The sequence below is a fragment of the Ponticoccus sp. (in: a-proteobacteria) genome (assembly GCF_048381735.1).
On record NZ_JBLXGL010000005.1, the window covers coordinates 136,204 to 151,243 of the forward strand.

At 67.6% G+C, this 15,040-nt stretch carries 14 protein-coding genes and 1 tRNA gene; 7 read left to right on the plus strand and 8 right to left on the minus strand.

The window, feature by feature from the left end; translation table 11 throughout:
• Window positions 1-50: 50 nt before the first annotated feature.
• Window positions 51-1,211: a ribonuclease D gene (gene rnd, locus ACN5KJ_RS11520; RefSeq protein ID WP_418594083.1), complete on the plus strand. Its 1,161-nt coding sequence runs from the start codon at window positions 51-53 to the stop codon at window positions 1,209-1,211.
• Between the two features lie 139 nt (window positions 1,212-1,350).
• Here rnd and ACN5KJ_RS11525 read toward each other — a convergent pair whose 3' ends face one another.
• On the minus strand, window positions 1,351-1,857 hold the full coding sequence (locus ACN5KJ_RS11525) for a hypothetical protein (RefSeq protein WP_347167747.1): 507 nt from the start codon (window positions 1,855-1,857) through the stop codon (window positions 1,351-1,353).
• A gap of 169 nt (window positions 1,858-2,026) precedes the next feature.
• Here ACN5KJ_RS11525 and ACN5KJ_RS11530 point away from each other — a divergent pair, with 169 nt between their 5' ends.
• Window positions 2,027-2,437 (plus strand): SufE family protein, encoded by a 411-nt coding sequence (locus tag ACN5KJ_RS11530; RefSeq protein ID WP_418594085.1) that lies wholly within the window; start codon window positions 2,027-2,029, stop codon window positions 2,435-2,437.
• Window positions 2,438-2,780: 343 nt separating this feature from the next.
• Here ACN5KJ_RS11530 and trpE read toward each other — a convergent pair whose 3' ends face one another.
• From trpE to fabI, 7 genes are all read right to left on the minus strand, one after another.
• Window positions 2,781-4,295: an anthranilate synthase component I gene (trpE, locus tag ACN5KJ_RS11535; RefSeq protein WP_418594087.1), complete on the minus strand. Its 1,515-nt coding sequence runs from the start codon at window positions 4,293-4,295 to the stop codon at window positions 2,781-2,783.
• 10 nt (window positions 4,296-4,305) lie between these two features.
• Window positions 4,306-6,159, minus strand: coding sequence for a peptidyl-prolyl cis-trans isomerase (locus ACN5KJ_RS11540; RefSeq protein ID WP_418594089.1), 1,854 nt, complete (start codon window positions 6,157-6,159; stop codon window positions 4,306-4,308).
• Between the two features lie 36 nt (window positions 6,160-6,195).
• Window positions 6,196-7,392, minus strand: a complete 1,197-nt coding sequence (locus tag ACN5KJ_RS11545) for an aminotransferase (RefSeq protein WP_418594091.1) — start codon at window positions 7,390-7,392, stop codon at window positions 6,196-6,198.
• Window positions 7,393-7,847: 455 nt separating this feature from the next.
• On the minus strand, window positions 7,848-8,351 hold the full coding sequence (gpt, locus tag ACN5KJ_RS11550) for a xanthine phosphoribosyltransferase (protein WP_347167744.1): 504 nt from the start codon (window positions 8,349-8,351) through the stop codon (window positions 7,848-7,850).
• A gap of 33 nt (window positions 8,352-8,384) precedes the next feature.
• Window positions 8,385-8,996, minus strand: a complete 612-nt coding sequence (locus ACN5KJ_RS11555; protein ID WP_347167743.1) for a LysE family translocator — start codon at window positions 8,994-8,996, stop codon at window positions 8,385-8,387.
• A gap of 1 nt (window position 8,997) precedes the next feature.
• Window positions 8,998-9,600 (minus strand): LysE family translocator, encoded by a 603-nt coding sequence (locus tag ACN5KJ_RS11560; RefSeq protein ID WP_418594092.1) that lies wholly within the window; start codon window positions 9,598-9,600, stop codon window positions 8,998-9,000.
• Window positions 9,601-9,701: 101 nt separating this feature from the next.
• On the minus strand, window positions 9,702-10,508 hold the full coding sequence (fabI, locus tag ACN5KJ_RS11565; protein ID WP_418594094.1) for an enoyl-ACP reductase FabI: 807 nt from the start codon (window positions 10,506-10,508) through the stop codon (window positions 9,702-9,704).
• Window positions 10,509-10,655: 147 nt separating this feature from the next.
• On the opposite strand from fabI, the gene pdxH reads away from it, so the two are divergent.
• The 5 genes from pdxH (at window position 10,656) to ACN5KJ_RS11590 (ending at window position 14,995) form a co-directional block, all read left to right on the plus strand.
• A complete protein-coding gene (gene pdxH / locus ACN5KJ_RS11570) occupies window positions 10,656-11,261 on the plus strand; it encodes a pyridoxamine 5'-phosphate oxidase (protein ID WP_347167739.1) in 606 nt (201 codons plus the stop codon).
• Between the two features lie 160 nt (window positions 11,262-11,421).
• Window positions 11,422-11,949 (plus strand): cold-shock protein, encoded by a 528-nt coding sequence (locus ACN5KJ_RS11575; RefSeq protein ID WP_418594096.1) that lies wholly within the window; start codon window positions 11,422-11,424, stop codon window positions 11,947-11,949.
• Window positions 11,925-12,701 (plus strand): DUF192 domain-containing protein, encoded by a 777-nt coding sequence (locus ACN5KJ_RS11580; RefSeq protein WP_418594098.1) that lies wholly within the window; start codon window positions 11,925-11,927, stop codon window positions 12,699-12,701. Before ACN5KJ_RS11575 ends, ACN5KJ_RS11580 begins: the two co-directional genes overlap by 25 nt.
• Before the next feature lie 121 nt (window positions 12,702-12,822).
• Window positions 12,823-12,899 (plus strand) — tRNA-Pro (locus ACN5KJ_RS11585).
• A 203-nt stretch (window positions 12,900-13,102) separates the two neighbouring features.
• The gene (locus ACN5KJ_RS11590) at window positions 13,103-14,995 is read left to right on the plus strand and encodes an autotransporter outer membrane beta-barrel domain-containing protein (RefSeq protein ID WP_418594099.1); all 1,893 of its coding nucleotides are present in this window, start codon (window positions 13,103-13,105) and stop codon (window positions 14,993-14,995) included.
• The last annotated feature ends 45 nt before the right edge of the window (window positions 14,996-15,040 follow it).

Here is a 15,040-nt window from a genome sequence, read left to right on the forward strand (position 1 = left end):
GGGGCCGGAGTGACTTTACGAGCAACGATAATACAGAAAAGACTGCACCGATGCGGACATTGACGACGACCGAAGACCTCGCGGCTTTCTGCGAGGAGGCCAAGGGCCAACCCTATATCACCGTCGACACGGAATTCCTGCGCGAACGGACCTATTATTCCAAACTCTGCCTCGTGCAGCTGGCGCTTCCGGGGCAGGGCGACGAGAATGCGGTACTGGTCGATCCGCTGGTCGAGGGGCTGTCGCTGGATCCGCTGATGGACCTCTTCCGGGACGAGAGCATCGTCAAGGTTTTCCACGCCGCGCGGCAGGATCTGGAAATCTTCCATATCGACCACGGCGTGATCCCCCGGCCTCTTTTCGACACGCAGGTGGCCGCCATGGTCTGCGGCTTCGGCGAACAGGTCGGCTACGAAACGCTGGTCCGCAAGATCGCCAAGCAGCAGCTCGACAAAAGCTCGCGCTTCACCGACTGGTCCCGGCGCCCGCTGACCGACGCGCAGAAGACCTATGCGCTGGCCGATGTGACGCACCTGCGGCAGATCTACGAATATCTCGCCGCGCAGCTGGAAAAGACCGGGCGCGACCGCTGGGTGGCCGAGGAACTGGCGGTGCTGACCGATCCCGAGACCTATGTGACCCATCCCGAGGACGCCTGGAAGCGGATCAAGACGCGGTCCAACTCGCCGCGCTTCCTGGCCATCGTGCAGGAACTGGCCGCCTTCCGCGAAACCCATGCCCAGACCCGCAACGTGCCGCGCAACCGCGTGTTCAAGGACGATGCGCTGGTCGAACTGGCCTCGACCAAGCCCGCCGACATGGCGGACCTCGGGCGGTCCCGCCTGCTGCTGCGCGAAGCCCGCAAGGGCGATATAGCCGACGGTATCCTGGCCGCGGTGAAGGCCGGGCAGGAACGTCCCAAGGACGGCCTGCCGCAGATCGACAAGAGCCGCGACAAGTTGCAGGTGAACCCGGCCCTGGCGGATCTTCTGCGGGTGCTGCTGAAGGCCAAGACCGAAAGCTCGGGTGTGGCCTCGAAGCTGATCGCGCCCGCCGCCGACCTCGATGCCATCGCCGCAGGCGAACGCGATGTGGCGGCCCTGAAGGGCTGGCGCAGGGAAGTCTTCGGAGAGGATGCCCTGCGGCTCTGCGAGGGCAGGATCGCCCTCACCGCCAAGGGTGTCGACGTCAAGGTCATCGAGCTGGACTAAGGCCTGCGTGGCCCCGGATGTGACGGGGCCGCGCTCGGGTAGCCTGGCAAAAGGGGGGTGGACCTGTCCCGGGGACAGGCCGCCATTGCCCGCTTGCGCGTGGTGTTTCGCGATGACGTGGGGCGGTCGGGCCGGGGCCTCAGCGCCGGACGGAACGGATGTTCCGGGCGCCCTTGACCTGGATGACACCGACCTCGGCCAGTTCGGCATCGGTCAGCCAGACGGCGGCGGTCAGGGTGCGCGACCAGTCGCTGCCGCGCGCGGCAACCACCTGCACGCCGCGCAGCTCGTAGGTCAGCGCGCCGTTGCCGGTCTCTGCCGCGACCGGGACCAGCCGCACCTCGAAGGGGCCCTGCATGTCCGACACGCCGGTGGCACGGATCACGGCCCCGCCCGGGCGCCGCTCGACCAGAAGCTCCGAGACCTCTCCGATCAGCGACCCGGCATAGGCGGCGTCTTCCTTGCTGCGCCGGAAGATGCTGTTGTTCCGGCGCGGGATCAGCGGGTTGGCCGCGGTGCCGTCTGCAACCGGGCGCGAGACGCTGTTGCCGAACCAGTTGAAGGGGTTGATCCGCGACTCGCGGACGGTGCCGCAGCTGGTCAGCACAAGTGCCGAGAGCACGAGAACGGAGATCGGTCTGAACATCACGGGCTGCCCCTTCTTGCCTTGTGCCGAAAGGCCTAGCGCAATTGACGGGCCTTGAAAAGCACCCGCCGGACCGGGGCGACGGAAAAGCCGGGGCGGTTGTGGGGCGGCAGGGCTGGACCTTTGGGCTGTTCCTGCCTACCTCGGGCAGAAGAAGGAGAACTGGCAAATGGCACAGGCGGCATTCGAAGCGGTGGTCGAGGATTTCGAGTTCCTGGAGGACTGGGAAGACCGCTACCGCATGGTGATCGAGATGGGCAAGGCGATGGAGCCGTTGCCCGAGGCGCTGAAGGTGCCCGCCACCAAGGTCGAGGGCTGCGCCAGCCAGGTCTGGCTGCACATGACCCCCGAAGCCGGGCTCTTCCACTTTCACGGGGAAAGCGACGCGCTGATCGTCAAGGGGCTGATTGCCCTGCTGCACCGGCTCTACGATGGTCTGCCGCTGGCGGAGGTCCCGGCCGTGGACGCCCGCGCCGAACTGGGGCGGCTTGGCCTGCACGACCACCTCTCGGCGCAGCGCTCGAACGGCCTGCGGGCGATGATCGAGCGTATCCGGGCCGAGGCGCAGGCGGCGGCGTAGCAAGGGGGCTCCGCCCCCCGGCCTGCGGCCTCCCCCCGAGGTACTTGGGGACCAAAGAAGCAGGGGAGGCTTTCGGACGTGCAACTTCATACGGCCCAGCCGTCGGGCCCTTGGCTGTCGCGGCGCCCAGGATCCACCCCCGCTCCCGATTTTGCCTTGAAACATGCACTCTGGGAGGCGGGGGCTTCTCCGGTCGCGGTCATCGGCGCCTCCGCCTGTACCGCACAGGAAGGAGACACCATTCGGGTTAAGGAATCCTTACGCTTCTTTGGTCCAAAAATACCTCGGGGGGCGCGCAGCGCGGGGGCAGAGCCCCCTCCGGCCCCCGCAGCCGGATGCGCCCTCAGCGGTTGCCGTCGCCGGTGAAGCGGGCCGCATCGGCGGCCGCCCGGCGGATGGCGTTCGACTTGTGGACCGTCTCCATGTACTCGGCCTCGGGGTCGCTGTCGTAGACCACGCCGCCGCCGGCCTGGATATAGAGCTTGCGGTCCTTCACGATGGCGGTGCGCAGGGCGATGCACATGTCCATGTCGCCGCCCGCCGAGAAATAGCCCACGCCGCCGCCGTAGACGCCGCGCTTTTCCGGTTCCAGCTCGTCGATGATCTCCATCGCGCGGACCTTGGGGGCACCCGAGACCGTGCCCGCGGGCATGCCCGCGAAGAAGGCCGAGAGCGCGTCCTGATCCTCTGCCAGTTCGCCCACCACGTTCGAGACGATGTGCATGACGTGGCTGTAGCGTTCGATGATGAACTGTTCCGTCGGGCGCACGGTGCCGATCTTCGAGACCTTGCCGGTGTCGTTGCGCCCGAGGTCCAGAAGCATCAGGTGTTCGGCCAGTTCCTTCTGGTCGGCGAGCAGGTCTTCCTCCAGCGCCTTGTCCTCTTCGGGGGTGGCGCCTCGGGGCCGGGTGCCCGCGATGGGGCGGATCGTGACCTCTTGCCCGAAGACCCGCACGAGGATCTCGGGGCTGGCGCCGATCACCTGGAAGCCGCCGAAGTTGAAGTAGAACATGAAGGGCGAGGGGTTGGTCCGCCTGAGCGAGCGATAGAGCGCGAAGGGCGGCAGCGGGAAGTCCTGCGTCCAGCGCTGCGAGGGCACCACCTGGAAGATGTCGCCGGCGCGGATATAGTCCTTGGCCGTCTCGACCGCCGCCTTGTAGCCCTCGCGGGTGAAGTTCGACACCGGCTCGCCCAGCTCTGCGGCATCACCCAGATCGCGGGTGGCCTGCGGCATGGCCCGTTCCAGGTCGCGCACCGCGTCCATGACGCGCTCGGCGGCCTGTGCATAGGCGGCGCGCGCCGACAGCCCGTCCTGCACCCATGCGGGCGAGACAACCGTGACCTCTCCCTTCACGCCGTCGAGGACCGCCACCACCGAGGGGCGCATCATCATGGCGTCGGGCAGGCCCAGCGGGTCGGGGTTCACGTCCGGCAGGCGCTCGACCAGCCGGATCATGTCGTAGCCGAGGTAGCCGAAGAGCCCCGCGGCGGCCTGCGGCAGGTCGGCGGGCAGGTCGATCCGCGATTCCGCCAGCAGCGCGCGCAGCGCGGTCAGCGGGTCGTCGGACTGGTCCTCGAAGGCCTCGGGGTCGAAGCGCGCCTGCCGGTTCAGGCGGCTGGCGCCGTCGTGGCACTGCCAGATCAGGTCGGGCTTCATGCCGATGATCGAGTAGCGGCCGCGCACTTCGCCGCCGGTCACCGATTCCAGCATGAAGGCGTCCTTGGCGGCGCCTGTCAGTTTCAGCATCAGCGAGACCGGCGTGTCGAGGTCGGCGGCGAGGCGGGTGTAGACGATCTGGTTCTGCCCGGCCTCGTAGGCCTTGGCGAAGGCATCGAAGCCGGGGGTCAGAGCGGACATGGGCGGGACCTTACTGGAAATTCGCGTGTACGGCGTTCAGTGCCGCCTGATCGATGCTGACACCGGCGCGGTCCTGAATGTCGGTCGCCAGCGCGCGGAAGAGATCCTGCGCCACGTCCTGCGCCGCCTGATCGCCGAAGAACCGCGCCAGCTGCTGCGCCTGCGGGCTTTCGGTCTCGGCGGGCAGGATGTCGTCGAGGCGCACCACGATCGCGCTGTCGCCGGTGGCGATGGCCGCGGTTTCGGCGGGGCGCATGGTAAAGACGCGTTCCAGCACCTCGGGCGGCAGGTCGGAGCCGAAAGAGGTGCGCGACAGCCCGGTTTCGGTGCGCTGCTCCAGCCCCATCTCCTCGAAGCTGGCATCGCCGGCCAGCGGCGCCAGCAGCGCCTCGGCCTGTTCCAGCGCGGCATTGGCGCGGGCCTGTGCATCGTAGGCGGCGCGGACCTCGTCGCGAACCTCGTCGAAGGGGTAGGGCGCGGCCTCGGCAATGCCGTCGACACGCAGCGCGAAGACGCCGCCGTCGCCCAGTTCGGCGATCTCGGGATAGTCGCCTTCTTCGGCGGCCTCGGCGGCGGCGCGGAAGGCCTCGTAGCCCGTCACCGCCCCTTCGGCCCGTGAATTCCAGTCGATCTGCCCCAGTTCCATGTCGGTTGTCTCGGCCAGTTCCTCCAGCGTCACACCGCCGGCGAGTTCATCGTCGAAGCCCTGCGCCTGCTGTTCGACCACGCGGCGCGCGCGGTCCAGCGCAAGTTCGCCGCGCAGGTCGGGCAGGGCGTCCTCGAAGCTGGTTGCCTGCGCGGGCAGAACGGCGTTGACGCGGTAGAGCGCGACGCCGAGGTCGCTTTGCGCGGGGCCGGCGACGCCGCCGACCTCTGCGGCAAAGACCGTCTCGGCGGCCTCGCCCAGATCGGCGCGGCTGACATCCCCCAGATCGACGTCGGCGAGGTCGAGATCGCGTTCCGCCACGAGGTCCTCGAAGGTCACTTCCCCGGCGGCGATGCGCTCTGCCGCGTCCTGCGCCTCTGCCTCGTTGGCGAAGACGAGCCGTTCAGCCAGCCGCCGCTCGGGCATGTTGTACTGGGCCGAGCGCTCTTCATAGGCGGCGCGCAGCGAGTTCTCGTCGACCTCGACGGTCTCGACGATCATCTCGGGCGTCAGCCAGGCATAGGTGATGTCCTTGGTCCGGGGCCGGGTGAAGGCGCCAATGTTCTCTTCGTAGAAGGCGCGCAGGTCGTCCTCGGTGGCCTCGGTGGTGCCGGTGTCCAGACCGCCCGTGTCGGCGCTGACCTCGGCCCAGCTGAAGCTGCGGCGCTCTCCGGTATAGGCGATGAGCGTGTCGAGATAGGCCGGCGGCATCTTGATGCCGGCCAGGACCGCGCCCTGCAGCAGGGTCGAGGCGCTTTCGCCGCGCAGCTGTTCCTCGAACTCGCGTTCCGACAGGCCCGCGTTTTCCAGTGTCATGCGGTAGGCTTCGCGGTTGAAGCTGCCGTCCGGCCCGCGAAAGGCCTGGATCGCGCGCAGGTCCTGCGCCAGCTTTTCGTCGCCGACCGAGATGCCCAGCGTGTCGGCCTCTTCCTTCAGGGCGGCGGTCACCACCATCTGCGACAGCACCTGCTGCGGGATGTTGCGTGCCTGCGCCTGCTGGAAGGTCATGGCGCCGCCCTGCTGGGCCTCGATGGCGCGGATCTCGTTCTGCAGGCTGCGGGCGTAGGTCGAGACCGGGATCGGGGTCTCGCCGACAGAGCCGATGCTGCGGAGGTTGCCCGAGAAGCTGGTCGCGCCGAAGCCCCCCAGCGCCAGCAGCAGAAGCCCCAGCAAGAGCCAGCCTGCCATACCGCCGACTTTCCCGGTTTTCCGTGCCATGCTGCGCTCCTCTGCCCGCGAATTTTCCGGGCTTGTCTACGCTGCGCCCGAAGGGGTGGCAAGGGGGCCCTCCACCCGTGCCAGCCGGTCGAGGACCCGGGCCAGACCGGCGCTGTCGGTATTGGCGAAGGCCAAGCGCAGGCAGCGCTCGCCCGAGGCATCGCCGGATGGCGTGAACATGGTGGCGGGCAGGGTCAGAACGCCTGCCTCGCGCACCAGACGCGGGGCGAGGGCCGCGGCGCCTTCCGCAAAGGGATGGTCGAGATAGGCGAAATAGGCGCCCAGCCCGCGCAGCTGCCAGCCGCGATCCCGCAGGGGGGCGAACCCCTCGGCGATGGCGGCGCGGCGGGTCAGGATCTCCTGCCGCTGCGCGTCTTTCCAGTCGCCCAGGTTCTGCAGGCCCCAGAGCGCGGCCTTCTGGCCCAGGGTGGGCGCGCAGATCGCCACGGTGTCCTGAAACTTCTCGATCTGGTGCAGCAGCTCCGGGTTGGCGATCACCGCGCCGACACGGTGGCCGGTCAGGCGGTAGACCTTGGAGAAGCTGTAGAGCTGGACCAGCGTGTCGTCCCATCCGGGCGTGGTCAGAAGATCGTGCGGCGCGCCGGGCCGGGAATGGAAATCGCGGTAGGTCTCGTCGACGACCAGCTTCAGACCATGCGCGCGGGCCAGGTCGAAGAAGGCGCGCAGGGTCTCGGGCGGATACTCTGCGCCGGTCGGATTGTTCGGCGTGACCAGGACGATGGCGCGGGTTCTTGCGGTGATCAGCGGGCGCGCGGCATCGGCTTCGGGGATCAGGTCGGCGCCGGTGGGCAGGGGCACGGCGCGCAGCCCGCTCATGTCCAGCCACATCTTGTGATTGAAGTACCAGGGCGTCGGGACAATGACCTCGTCACCCTCGGTGGTGAGCGCCGAGAGGGTCGCGGCGAAGGCCTGGTTGCAGCCCTGGGTGATGCCGATCTGCCCGGCCGTGACAGGGGCGCCGTAGTGCCGGGCCCAGTCGGTGGCCAGAGCCGCGCGGAGGGCGGGCAGGCCGAGAACCGGGCCGTAGAGATGTGTCGCGGTCTCTTGCAGCATTGCGGCCATGGCGCCCAGCATCTCGGGCGGCGGCGGCTCGGCGGGGGCGGCCTGGCTGAGGTTGATCAGCGGGCGGTCGGGCGGAAAGGTCACGCCTTTCAGCCAGCGTTGTGCCTCGGGGATCGGGGGAAAGAAGGTGGCGTCGGTGCGTGTGGTCATGGGCGGCCTCTGGGCGAAGGGGGCGGGGCGCGGTCGCGGGGGCGGTCTCTGCTGGAGGGCGGAAGGGCTGCCTGGCGTCGCAGCGGCTTTGCCGCGCCACCGGCTGTGCCGAGGGGATCGGGGGCGCCAGGGAAGCGGCATGGGTCGCAGGGCGGCGTGGCAGCGCATGCAGGCGGCGCGGGGGTGTGGCGTGGGTCTTTGCGCATCCGGCGGCTGCGGACGCTATCGCGGGAAACCGGACCCGGTCGCGGCTGATCGGGCGCCCGGGCAGGGGGTGGGCGCCGGTTGAGGCGGGTTTGCCGCGATGGGCCCCCTTGCGGGGGCGCATTTCCCCCCGGGGGCTTTGCCCCCAGACCCCCGTCCGGGGCGCTGCCCCGGGCCCCGCGGTATTTTAAGACCGAAGAAGCCGGGGTGTCCCCAGGATCTGGCGGAGGGTCCGCGCGGTCCCTGTCCTCTCAGTCGGTGCCGCGGTAGGGTTTGACGTATTGCAGCGCCATGTCCCAGGGGAAGAAGATCCAGGTGTCCTGGCTGACCTCGGTGATGAAGGTATCGACCTGCGGGCGGCCCTGCGGCTTGGCGTAGACCGTGGCGATCTGGGCCTTTGGCATGTGGCCGCGCACCACCTCGAGCGTGCGGCCGGTGTCGACGAGGTCGTCGACCACGAGGATGCCGGTGCCGTCGCCTACGACCTCCGGATCGGGGGCCTTGATGATCCGGGGGGCGGATTGGGTCTGGTGGTTGTAGCTTTTGACGCTGATCGTGTCGACGGTGCGGATGTCGAGTTCGCGGGCGACGATCATCGCGGGGGCCATGCCGCCGCGGGTGATGGCGACCACGGCGCGCCACTGGCCCTCGTCCGGGCCCTGTCCCTGCAGGCGCCAGGCCAATGCGCGGGCGTCGCGATGCAGCTGGTCCCAGCTGACGTGGAAGCCCTTCTCGTGGGGCAGGCGGTTGTCCATGGGGCTCTCCTTGGTTGTGGCGGCTGGGGTCGGTCAGGTGAAGGTGATCTTGAGGCCGAAGACGGCGATGAGCGATCCGAAGGCGCGGTCGATGCGGGCCTTGACGCGTGCATAGGCGGCGCGGGCCTTCGGCAGCGAGAAGACACGGCTGACAAGCGCGTACCAGAGGCCCTCGTTCAGGGCGATCACGGCAACCAGCGCCGCGCGGGCGGCCAGCGGCGTCTCGGCGGGCACCAGGCCCACGAAGACGGCGCCGAAGAAGATCGCCGGTTTCGGGTTGGTTGCATAGGTCAGGAAACCGAAGCGGAAGGCGGCCCAGGCGCTGCGGGGGCGGGTTTCGCCCAGTTGCGGCAGCGGTTCGGGGGCGTGGCGCCACATGCCGATGGCGATCCACAGCAGGAAGAGGCCGCCGACCACCTTCAGCGCGGTGAAGAGCGGCGGGATCAGTTCGAACAGCAGCGCCAGGCCGGCCATGGCGCCCGCCGCCCAGAGCCCGGCGCCCAGGCCGAAGCCCGCCGAGAGCGCCAGCGCCGTGCGCAGCCCTTCCGAGGCCGCCGTCCTGACGCAGACCACGAAGGAGGGGCCGGGGCTCATGGCGGCGAGAAGGTGCACCAGCACGACAGAGGCAAAGAGGGCAGGGGTCATCCTAGCGGTCCAGCAGGAGCCGCAGGCCGAGCGCGCCGAGGATGGCGCCGGCCACACGGTCGATCACGGGTTTCAGACGCAAATAACCTGCCCGGGCGGCCGGAGTCGAGAGCAGCGCCGCGAAACCGGCGTAGACGACCAGTTCCACCACAAGGTGATTGGCGACGATCAGGGCCTTTTCGGCGGGCGCGAGGTCGGGTGGAAAGATCACGATCAGCACCGAGGCGGCGAAAAGGATGCTTTTCGGGTTGGCGAGGTTCACCAGCATGCCGCCGAGAAAGGCGCGCGCGCCCGGCCGGGCGCTGTCGGCGACCGGGCGGCGGGCATCGCGCCAGAGCGTATAGGCCACGTAAATCAGGTAGAGCGCGCCGGTGATCTTCAGCGCGAGATAGGCCCAGGGCACCAGCGCGAAGACCGCGTTCAGGCCTAGGAGCGCGGCGCCGGTCCAGAGCGCCGCCACGGTTCCCAGCCCGGCGCCGGTGACCATGCCGGTGCGAAAGCCCCCGGCAATGGACTGGCGCAGGGCATAGAGCAGCGCGGGACCGGGCGCGGCCATGGCGGCCAGCAGCGTCAGGTTGAAGGCGATTACATGGGTCAGGGTCATGAAGCTGGCTCCGCCGCGCGCGCGGCCCCCTTTTGGCCCGGCGCGTTCCGGCAGAGTGGCCGGAAGGGGCGGGCGCCGCAAGAGGGCGCGCCGCCGCGCTCTCAGCCCTTGGTGATGTCGGGGGCGTCCACGGCCTTCATGCCGACGACGTGATAGCCGGCATCGACGTGGTGGGTTTCCCCGGTCACGCCGCTGCCCAGATCCGACAGCAGATAGAGCGCAGAGTTGCCGACGTCCTGGATCGTCACGTTGCGGCGCAGCGGCGAGTTGTACTCGTTCCACTTCATGATGTAGCGGAAATCGCCGATGCCCGAGGCCGCCAGCGTCTTGATCGGCCCGGCGGAAATGGCGTTCACCCGGATGCCGTCCTTGCCCAGATCCTCGGCGAGATAGCGCACCGAGGCCTCGAGCGCCGCCTTGGCCACACCCATGACATTGTAATGCGGCATGATGCGTTCGGCGCCGTAGTAGGTCAGCGTCAGGGCGCTGCCGCCACGGTTCATCATCTTCTCGGCCCGCTGCATGACGGCGGTGAAGGAGTAGACAGAGATGTCCATGGTCAGCTGAAAGTTGCCGCGCGTGGTGTCGACGTAGCGGCCGCGCAGCTCGTTCTTGTCGGAAAAGCCGATGGCGTGGACGATGAAGTCGAGATTGTCCCATTCCTCGGCCAGCGCGTTGAACAGCATGTCGATGCTGCCCTCGTCACCGACGTCGCAGGGCAGCACGATCGAGGAGCCCAGTTGCGCCGCCAGCGGATCGACCCGCTTCTTCAGCGCCTCGCCCTGGTAGGAGAAGGCCAGATCGGCCCCTGCGTCGCCAAGCGCCTTGGCGATGCCCCAGGCGATCGACTTGTCGTTTGCCAGCCCCATGATCAGGCCGCGTTTTCCCGTCATCAAGCCGTTCGACATGACCACCCCTTCCACCTGTGGTTTATTTCGTGTCGTTTAGGCGATGGCCTCGTGGTCTTCAAGACCGCTTTGCTGTTAAGCCGTCATCAAGCCGCCGCCGCGCGGCGCCCCGAGCGGCCCATTGTCCGCCAGCGCAGGAGACCCGAGATGAGCGACAGAACAGGCATTTTCGCCGGAGACGACCCCTTTGCCATCGCCCGTGCCTGGCTGAAAGAGGCCGAAGGCAGCGAAGCCAACGATCCCAATGCCATTGCCCTGTCCACCGTGGACGCCGACGGCCTGCCCAATGCCCGCATGGTGCTGCTGAAGGAGATCGAGGCCGATGCCTTTGTCTTCTACACCAATTACGGATCGGTGAAGGCCCGGGAAATCGAGGGCTCTGGCAAGGCGGCTTTCGTGATGCACTGGAAGTCCCTGCGCCGCCAGATCCGAGTGCGCGGTACGGTCGAGCGTGAGGACGGCCCGCAGGCGGATGCCTACTACGCCTCGCGCTCGCTCAAGAGCCGTCTCGGGGCCTGGGCCTCGGATCAGAGCCAGCCGCTGTCGTCGCGTACCGCCCTGATGGCCGAGGTTGCGAAGGTGACGGCCGGCAAAGGCACCAACCCCGCGCGCCCGCCGTTCTGGGGGGGCTACCGGATCCGCCCGACGGAAATCGAATTCTGGGCAGATGGCGCTTTCCGGCTGCACGACCGCTTCCGATGGAGCCGGGAAACAATCGCGGCGGACTGGGCCGTGTTGCGCTTGTGTCCGTGACAATCCTTTGAGGTTGCTTGATCTTTTCATGTCACGTCAATTGCATGGGCGCGACATTGGCGCGTCGTCTGACACAAAAAGACGGTAAACCTCTCTTGCACGCGGGGACCGTTTTGTTCCAAGCTTTGCCTGGGGGTAAGTCGGTACAGTGGACTCGGATTTGACGACGACCAGCAGCGAGGCTCCGCCGGTATTCGGCAGAGTGAAGTGGTTCGACCCGTCCAAGGGCTTTGGGTTCGTGATCGCCGATGACGGCGGGCCGGACATCCTTCTTCATGCCAATGTCCTGCGCAATTTCGGTCAAAGCTCTGTCGCCGACGGCGCCCGGATCGAGATCGCAGTGCAGAAGACAGAGCGCGGCGTTCAGGCCACCCAGGTGCTGAAGATCGAACCGCCCGAGCCAGAGGCCGGGCTTCCGCTGACGGATTTCGAGAACATCGACCCCGAGGTCATGGCCAATGCGCCGCTGGAACCCGCCCGGGTGAAGTGGTTCGACAAGGCCAAGGGTTTCGGGTTTGCAAATATCTTCGGAAAGCCGGAAGATGTGTTCATTCATATCGAGGTCCTGCGCCGCTCGGGCCTGGCGGATCTGCAACCGGGCGAGGCCCTTGCGATCCGCGTGGTCGAGGGCAAGCGCGGGCGAATGGCGATGGAAGTGCACGCATGGGAAACCGCCTTGTCGCGTTGAGTTCGGTTCTGGTTCTGGGGCTGGCAACGGCGCTCTGCGCTGCCGATGAGGGGGCGGAACGCTTGCCGATACCATCTCAGACGGCCGGAACCCCGGACGCGCCAGCAGCCGATCCAGCGACGGCGAAACCGGCAACCGAGGACGAGGCCCGATCCCCGGGCGCTGCACTTGCGGCGTCCGATCTGCCATCCGCTGCGGCCCAGAGCGACGACCCCGACGCGGTCGCGGCACCGGCACGCGACAAGATCGTGACCCCGATTGCCCCGATCGGCCAAGAGGATGCGGCCCCGCCGCAAGGCGATGCCACGCTTCTGGCCGGGGAGTTCCCGGCGATTGATCCGACCGCGCCCGCCTGCCGCGAGGACACGATCCTGCTGCGCGGCGACTTCGGCAAGGCGCGGTTTTCGGTGACAGTGGCGGACGACGGCCCCGAACGCGCGCAGGGGCTGATGCACGTCAAATCGATGCCGCCCAGTTTCGGCATGCTCTTCGTCTTTCCCTCGGCGCGGCCGGTTTCTTTCTGGATGAAGAACACGCTCATTCCGCTCGACATGATCTTCGCCGACCGGCACGGCGTGGTGCGGCGCGTTCACGCCATGGCGCAGCCGGGCGACCTGACGCAGATCCCGGGCGGCGACAACATCCAGTACGTGCTGGAAATCAATGGCGGGATGGCAGGCATGCTGGGGATCAAGCCCGGCAGCCAGATGCGCCACCCGGCCATTTCCGACCCGGCCTGGCGCTGCAACTGACGGGCGCGCCGTGGCAGCGCGCGCGCGCCGCGGGCTCTACAGTCTATTGCGGACCCGGGCGCAGGGCCGGACGCTTTTGGGCTTTCCTTCGTGGTCCACGGGCGCTAAACGCCAAGCCTGTCGGGGCGTAGCGCAGCCTGGTAGCGCGTCTGTTTTGGGTACAGAAGGTCGTGAGTTCGAATCTCGCCGCCCCGACCATTTTCCACAGCGTCGACCCAATCCCGTGCCGCAGGCAATGTCGCCTTTTTGCGACAGGTCGCGGGGACAATTGCTACCTCCTCAAGATTCATGCGCAGGCGAATCTCTGACCGGGCTACCACAGGGGCATCTTTGAAGCGTGCCCGATTCCATTTCAGTCAGTGTTTCGGTCACAGGTACATATTTACACAGGGAGCTTTTTCATGAAGCAGCCAGTATCCCGCATTGCGCTTTGGGTGGCTATGGGCGGTTTTGTCCCCGGCATCGCGGCAGCGCAGGAAATCATCGACAACGGCACGGTCCAGCTGGGCATCAACCCGCGCGGCAACCTCGTCACCGGCGGAACCGGTCTGACCTTTCTGCCGACCGGCGGCGAGGCGCTGGCGCCGGGCTGCGCCTGTGAAGGCTGGGGCATCGCGGATCTGACCTCGGGCGCCTTCGGTATGGCCGGGCAGAGCTTCGGCTTCAGCAACATCGGCGCGGGCAGCATCGTCGCCGCCGGGACCGGCACCGACGCGGCCTCGGGCGGCGATTCGGCGATCAGCACCGTTACCGTCACCGACGGCGCCTTCGTCGTGGATGTCGAACATGACTTCTCGGCGTCGTCGTCGGACAACCTGTACCAGGTGGACGTGACCCTGCTGAACGCCGGTGCCGCCGAAATCGGCCAGCTGGTCTATCGCCGCGCGATGGACTGGGACGTGCCGCCCACGGAGTTCTCGGAATTCGTGACGATCCAGGGCTGGCCTGCCACGCGGCTGATCGGCAGCTCTGACGACGGTTTCGTCTCGGGCAACCCGAACGTGCCGCTGACCACCATCGCCGGCGACGCGGTTCTGAACGGCAACTTCACCGACAGCGGCCCGGCGGACCATGGCGCCGCCTTCGACTTTTCCTTCGGGACGGTCGCAGCCGGAGACGAGGCCGATTTCACCATCTTCTACGGCGCCGCCGCATCCGAGGACGATGCCCTGATGGCCCTGTCGGAGGTGGGCGCCGAGGTCTATTCGCTGGGCCAGCCCAGCAGCGCCGACGGTGCCACGCTGGGCGTGCCGAACACCTTCATCTTCGGGTTCGCCGGGGTCGGCGGCACGCCGATCGGCGGACCCCTCGGCCATGCGATCTCGCCGCTGGGCGATCTCGTCCTGATGGGGACCAACCACCACCTCGACATGGCGACGACGCGGTTCGACGCACTGTCCTTCTCGTCGCTCGACGCGGCCACCGTCTCGACACAGGGCGACGCGCTGATGGCCTTTGGCGGGCTGAAATTCTCGCTGACCGGGCTTGGCGCAAGCGGTGAAATCGACTCGACCACCAACAACACCGGGCTGGATTACACCGCGCGCTACTTCGGCCTGAACGCCGAGTACAGCATGGGCCGGGCCGCAGGCTTCGAACGCTCGCTGATCGGCGCCAGCTTCGGCAAGGAGAGCTTTGACGCCGACCGCAAGGACGACCTCGGCTCTCTTGACGGGACGATCAAGTTCGCCTCGGTCTATGCGGCGGGGTACAATCCCAGCGGCCTGTTTGGCGACCTGCACCTGTTCCACGGCGATATCGAGATCGACCAGACCCGCCTGGGCATGCTGTCGAACTTCTCGTCCAATCCCGAGGCGGACCAGCGCGGTGCGCGCATCCGGCTGGGCTACAACTTCGGCCCCGAAGTCATCAAGATGCCGGGATCGCTTGGGTTCTACGGCGAGATCACCCGCAGCAACACCAGCTTCGACAGCTTTAGCGAAGACAACAACGGCGTGACCACCGATGCCTTCGACATCGACAGCAATATCGTCGGGATCGGCACGCGCTATGCCTACGAGGCCGCGAAGTCGAACGGCATGCTGTACGGGTACTTCGACCTCTCCGCGATGAAGGATACCATGGCGAAGGATTTCTCGGTGACCCAGACGACCGCGGGCGGCGCCAGCTTCCAGACCGCCGTTGACGGGCGGGACGATATGTTCGGCAAGGCCTCTGCCATGGTCGGCTTCGACTTCAACAACGGCCTTCAGGGCCGCCTGGAAGGGCAGCGGATCTTCGGCAACGGTCGCACGGAGAATTCGGTTTCCCTCTCCGTGGGCATGGTGTTCTGACCCCGAGCCACAGTCATTTTCCAGGGCACCCCGGACGCGCTGCGC

Excerpts from the sequence above, each read along its gene's own strand:
- rnd (WP_418594083.1), top strand. The coding sequence starts at position 51 with ATGCGGACATTGACGACGACCGAAGACCTCGCGGCTTTCTGCGAGGAG.
- ACN5KJ_RS11525 (WP_347167747.1), bottom strand. The coding sequence starts at position 1,857 with ATGTTCAGACCGATCTCCGTTCTCGTGCTCTCGGCACTTGTGCTGACC.
- ACN5KJ_RS11530 (WP_418594085.1), top strand. The coding sequence starts at position 2,027 with ATGGCACAGGCGGCATTCGAAGCGGTGGTCGAGGATTTCGAGTTCCTG.
- trpE (WP_418594087.1), bottom strand. The coding sequence starts at position 4,295 with ATGTCCGCTCTGACCCCCGGCTTCGATGCCTTCGCCAAGGCCTACGAG.
- ACN5KJ_RS11540 (WP_418594089.1), bottom strand. The coding sequence starts at position 6,159 with ATGGCACGGAAAACCGGGAAAGTCGGCGGTATGGCAGGCTGGCTCTTG.
- ACN5KJ_RS11545 (WP_418594091.1), bottom strand. The coding sequence starts at position 7,392 with ATGACCACACGCACCGACGCCACCTTCTTTCCCCCGATCCCCGAGGCA.
- gpt (WP_347167744.1), bottom strand. The coding sequence starts at position 8,351 with ATGGACAACCGCCTGCCCCACGAGAAGGGCTTCCACGTCAGCTGGGAC.
- ACN5KJ_RS11555 (WP_347167743.1), bottom strand. The coding sequence starts at position 8,996 with ATGACCCCTGCCCTCTTTGCCTCTGTCGTGCTGGTGCACCTTCTCGCC.
- ACN5KJ_RS11560 (WP_418594092.1), bottom strand. The coding sequence starts at position 9,600 with ATGACCCTGACCCATGTAATCGCCTTCAACCTGACGCTGCTGGCCGCC.
- fabI (WP_418594094.1), bottom strand. The coding sequence starts at position 10,508 with ATGTCGAACGGCTTGATGACGGGAAAACGCGGCCTGATCATGGGGCTG.
- pdxH (WP_347167739.1), top strand. The coding sequence starts at position 10,656 with ATGAGCGACAGAACAGGCATTTTCGCCGGAGACGACCCCTTTGCCATC.
- ACN5KJ_RS11580 (WP_418594098.1), top strand. The coding sequence starts at position 11,925 with ATGGGAAACCGCCTTGTCGCGTTGAGTTCGGTTCTGGTTCTGGGGCTG.
- ACN5KJ_RS11590 (WP_418594099.1), top strand. The coding sequence starts at position 13,103 with ATGAAGCAGCCAGTATCCCGCATTGCGCTTTGGGTGGCTATGGGCGGT.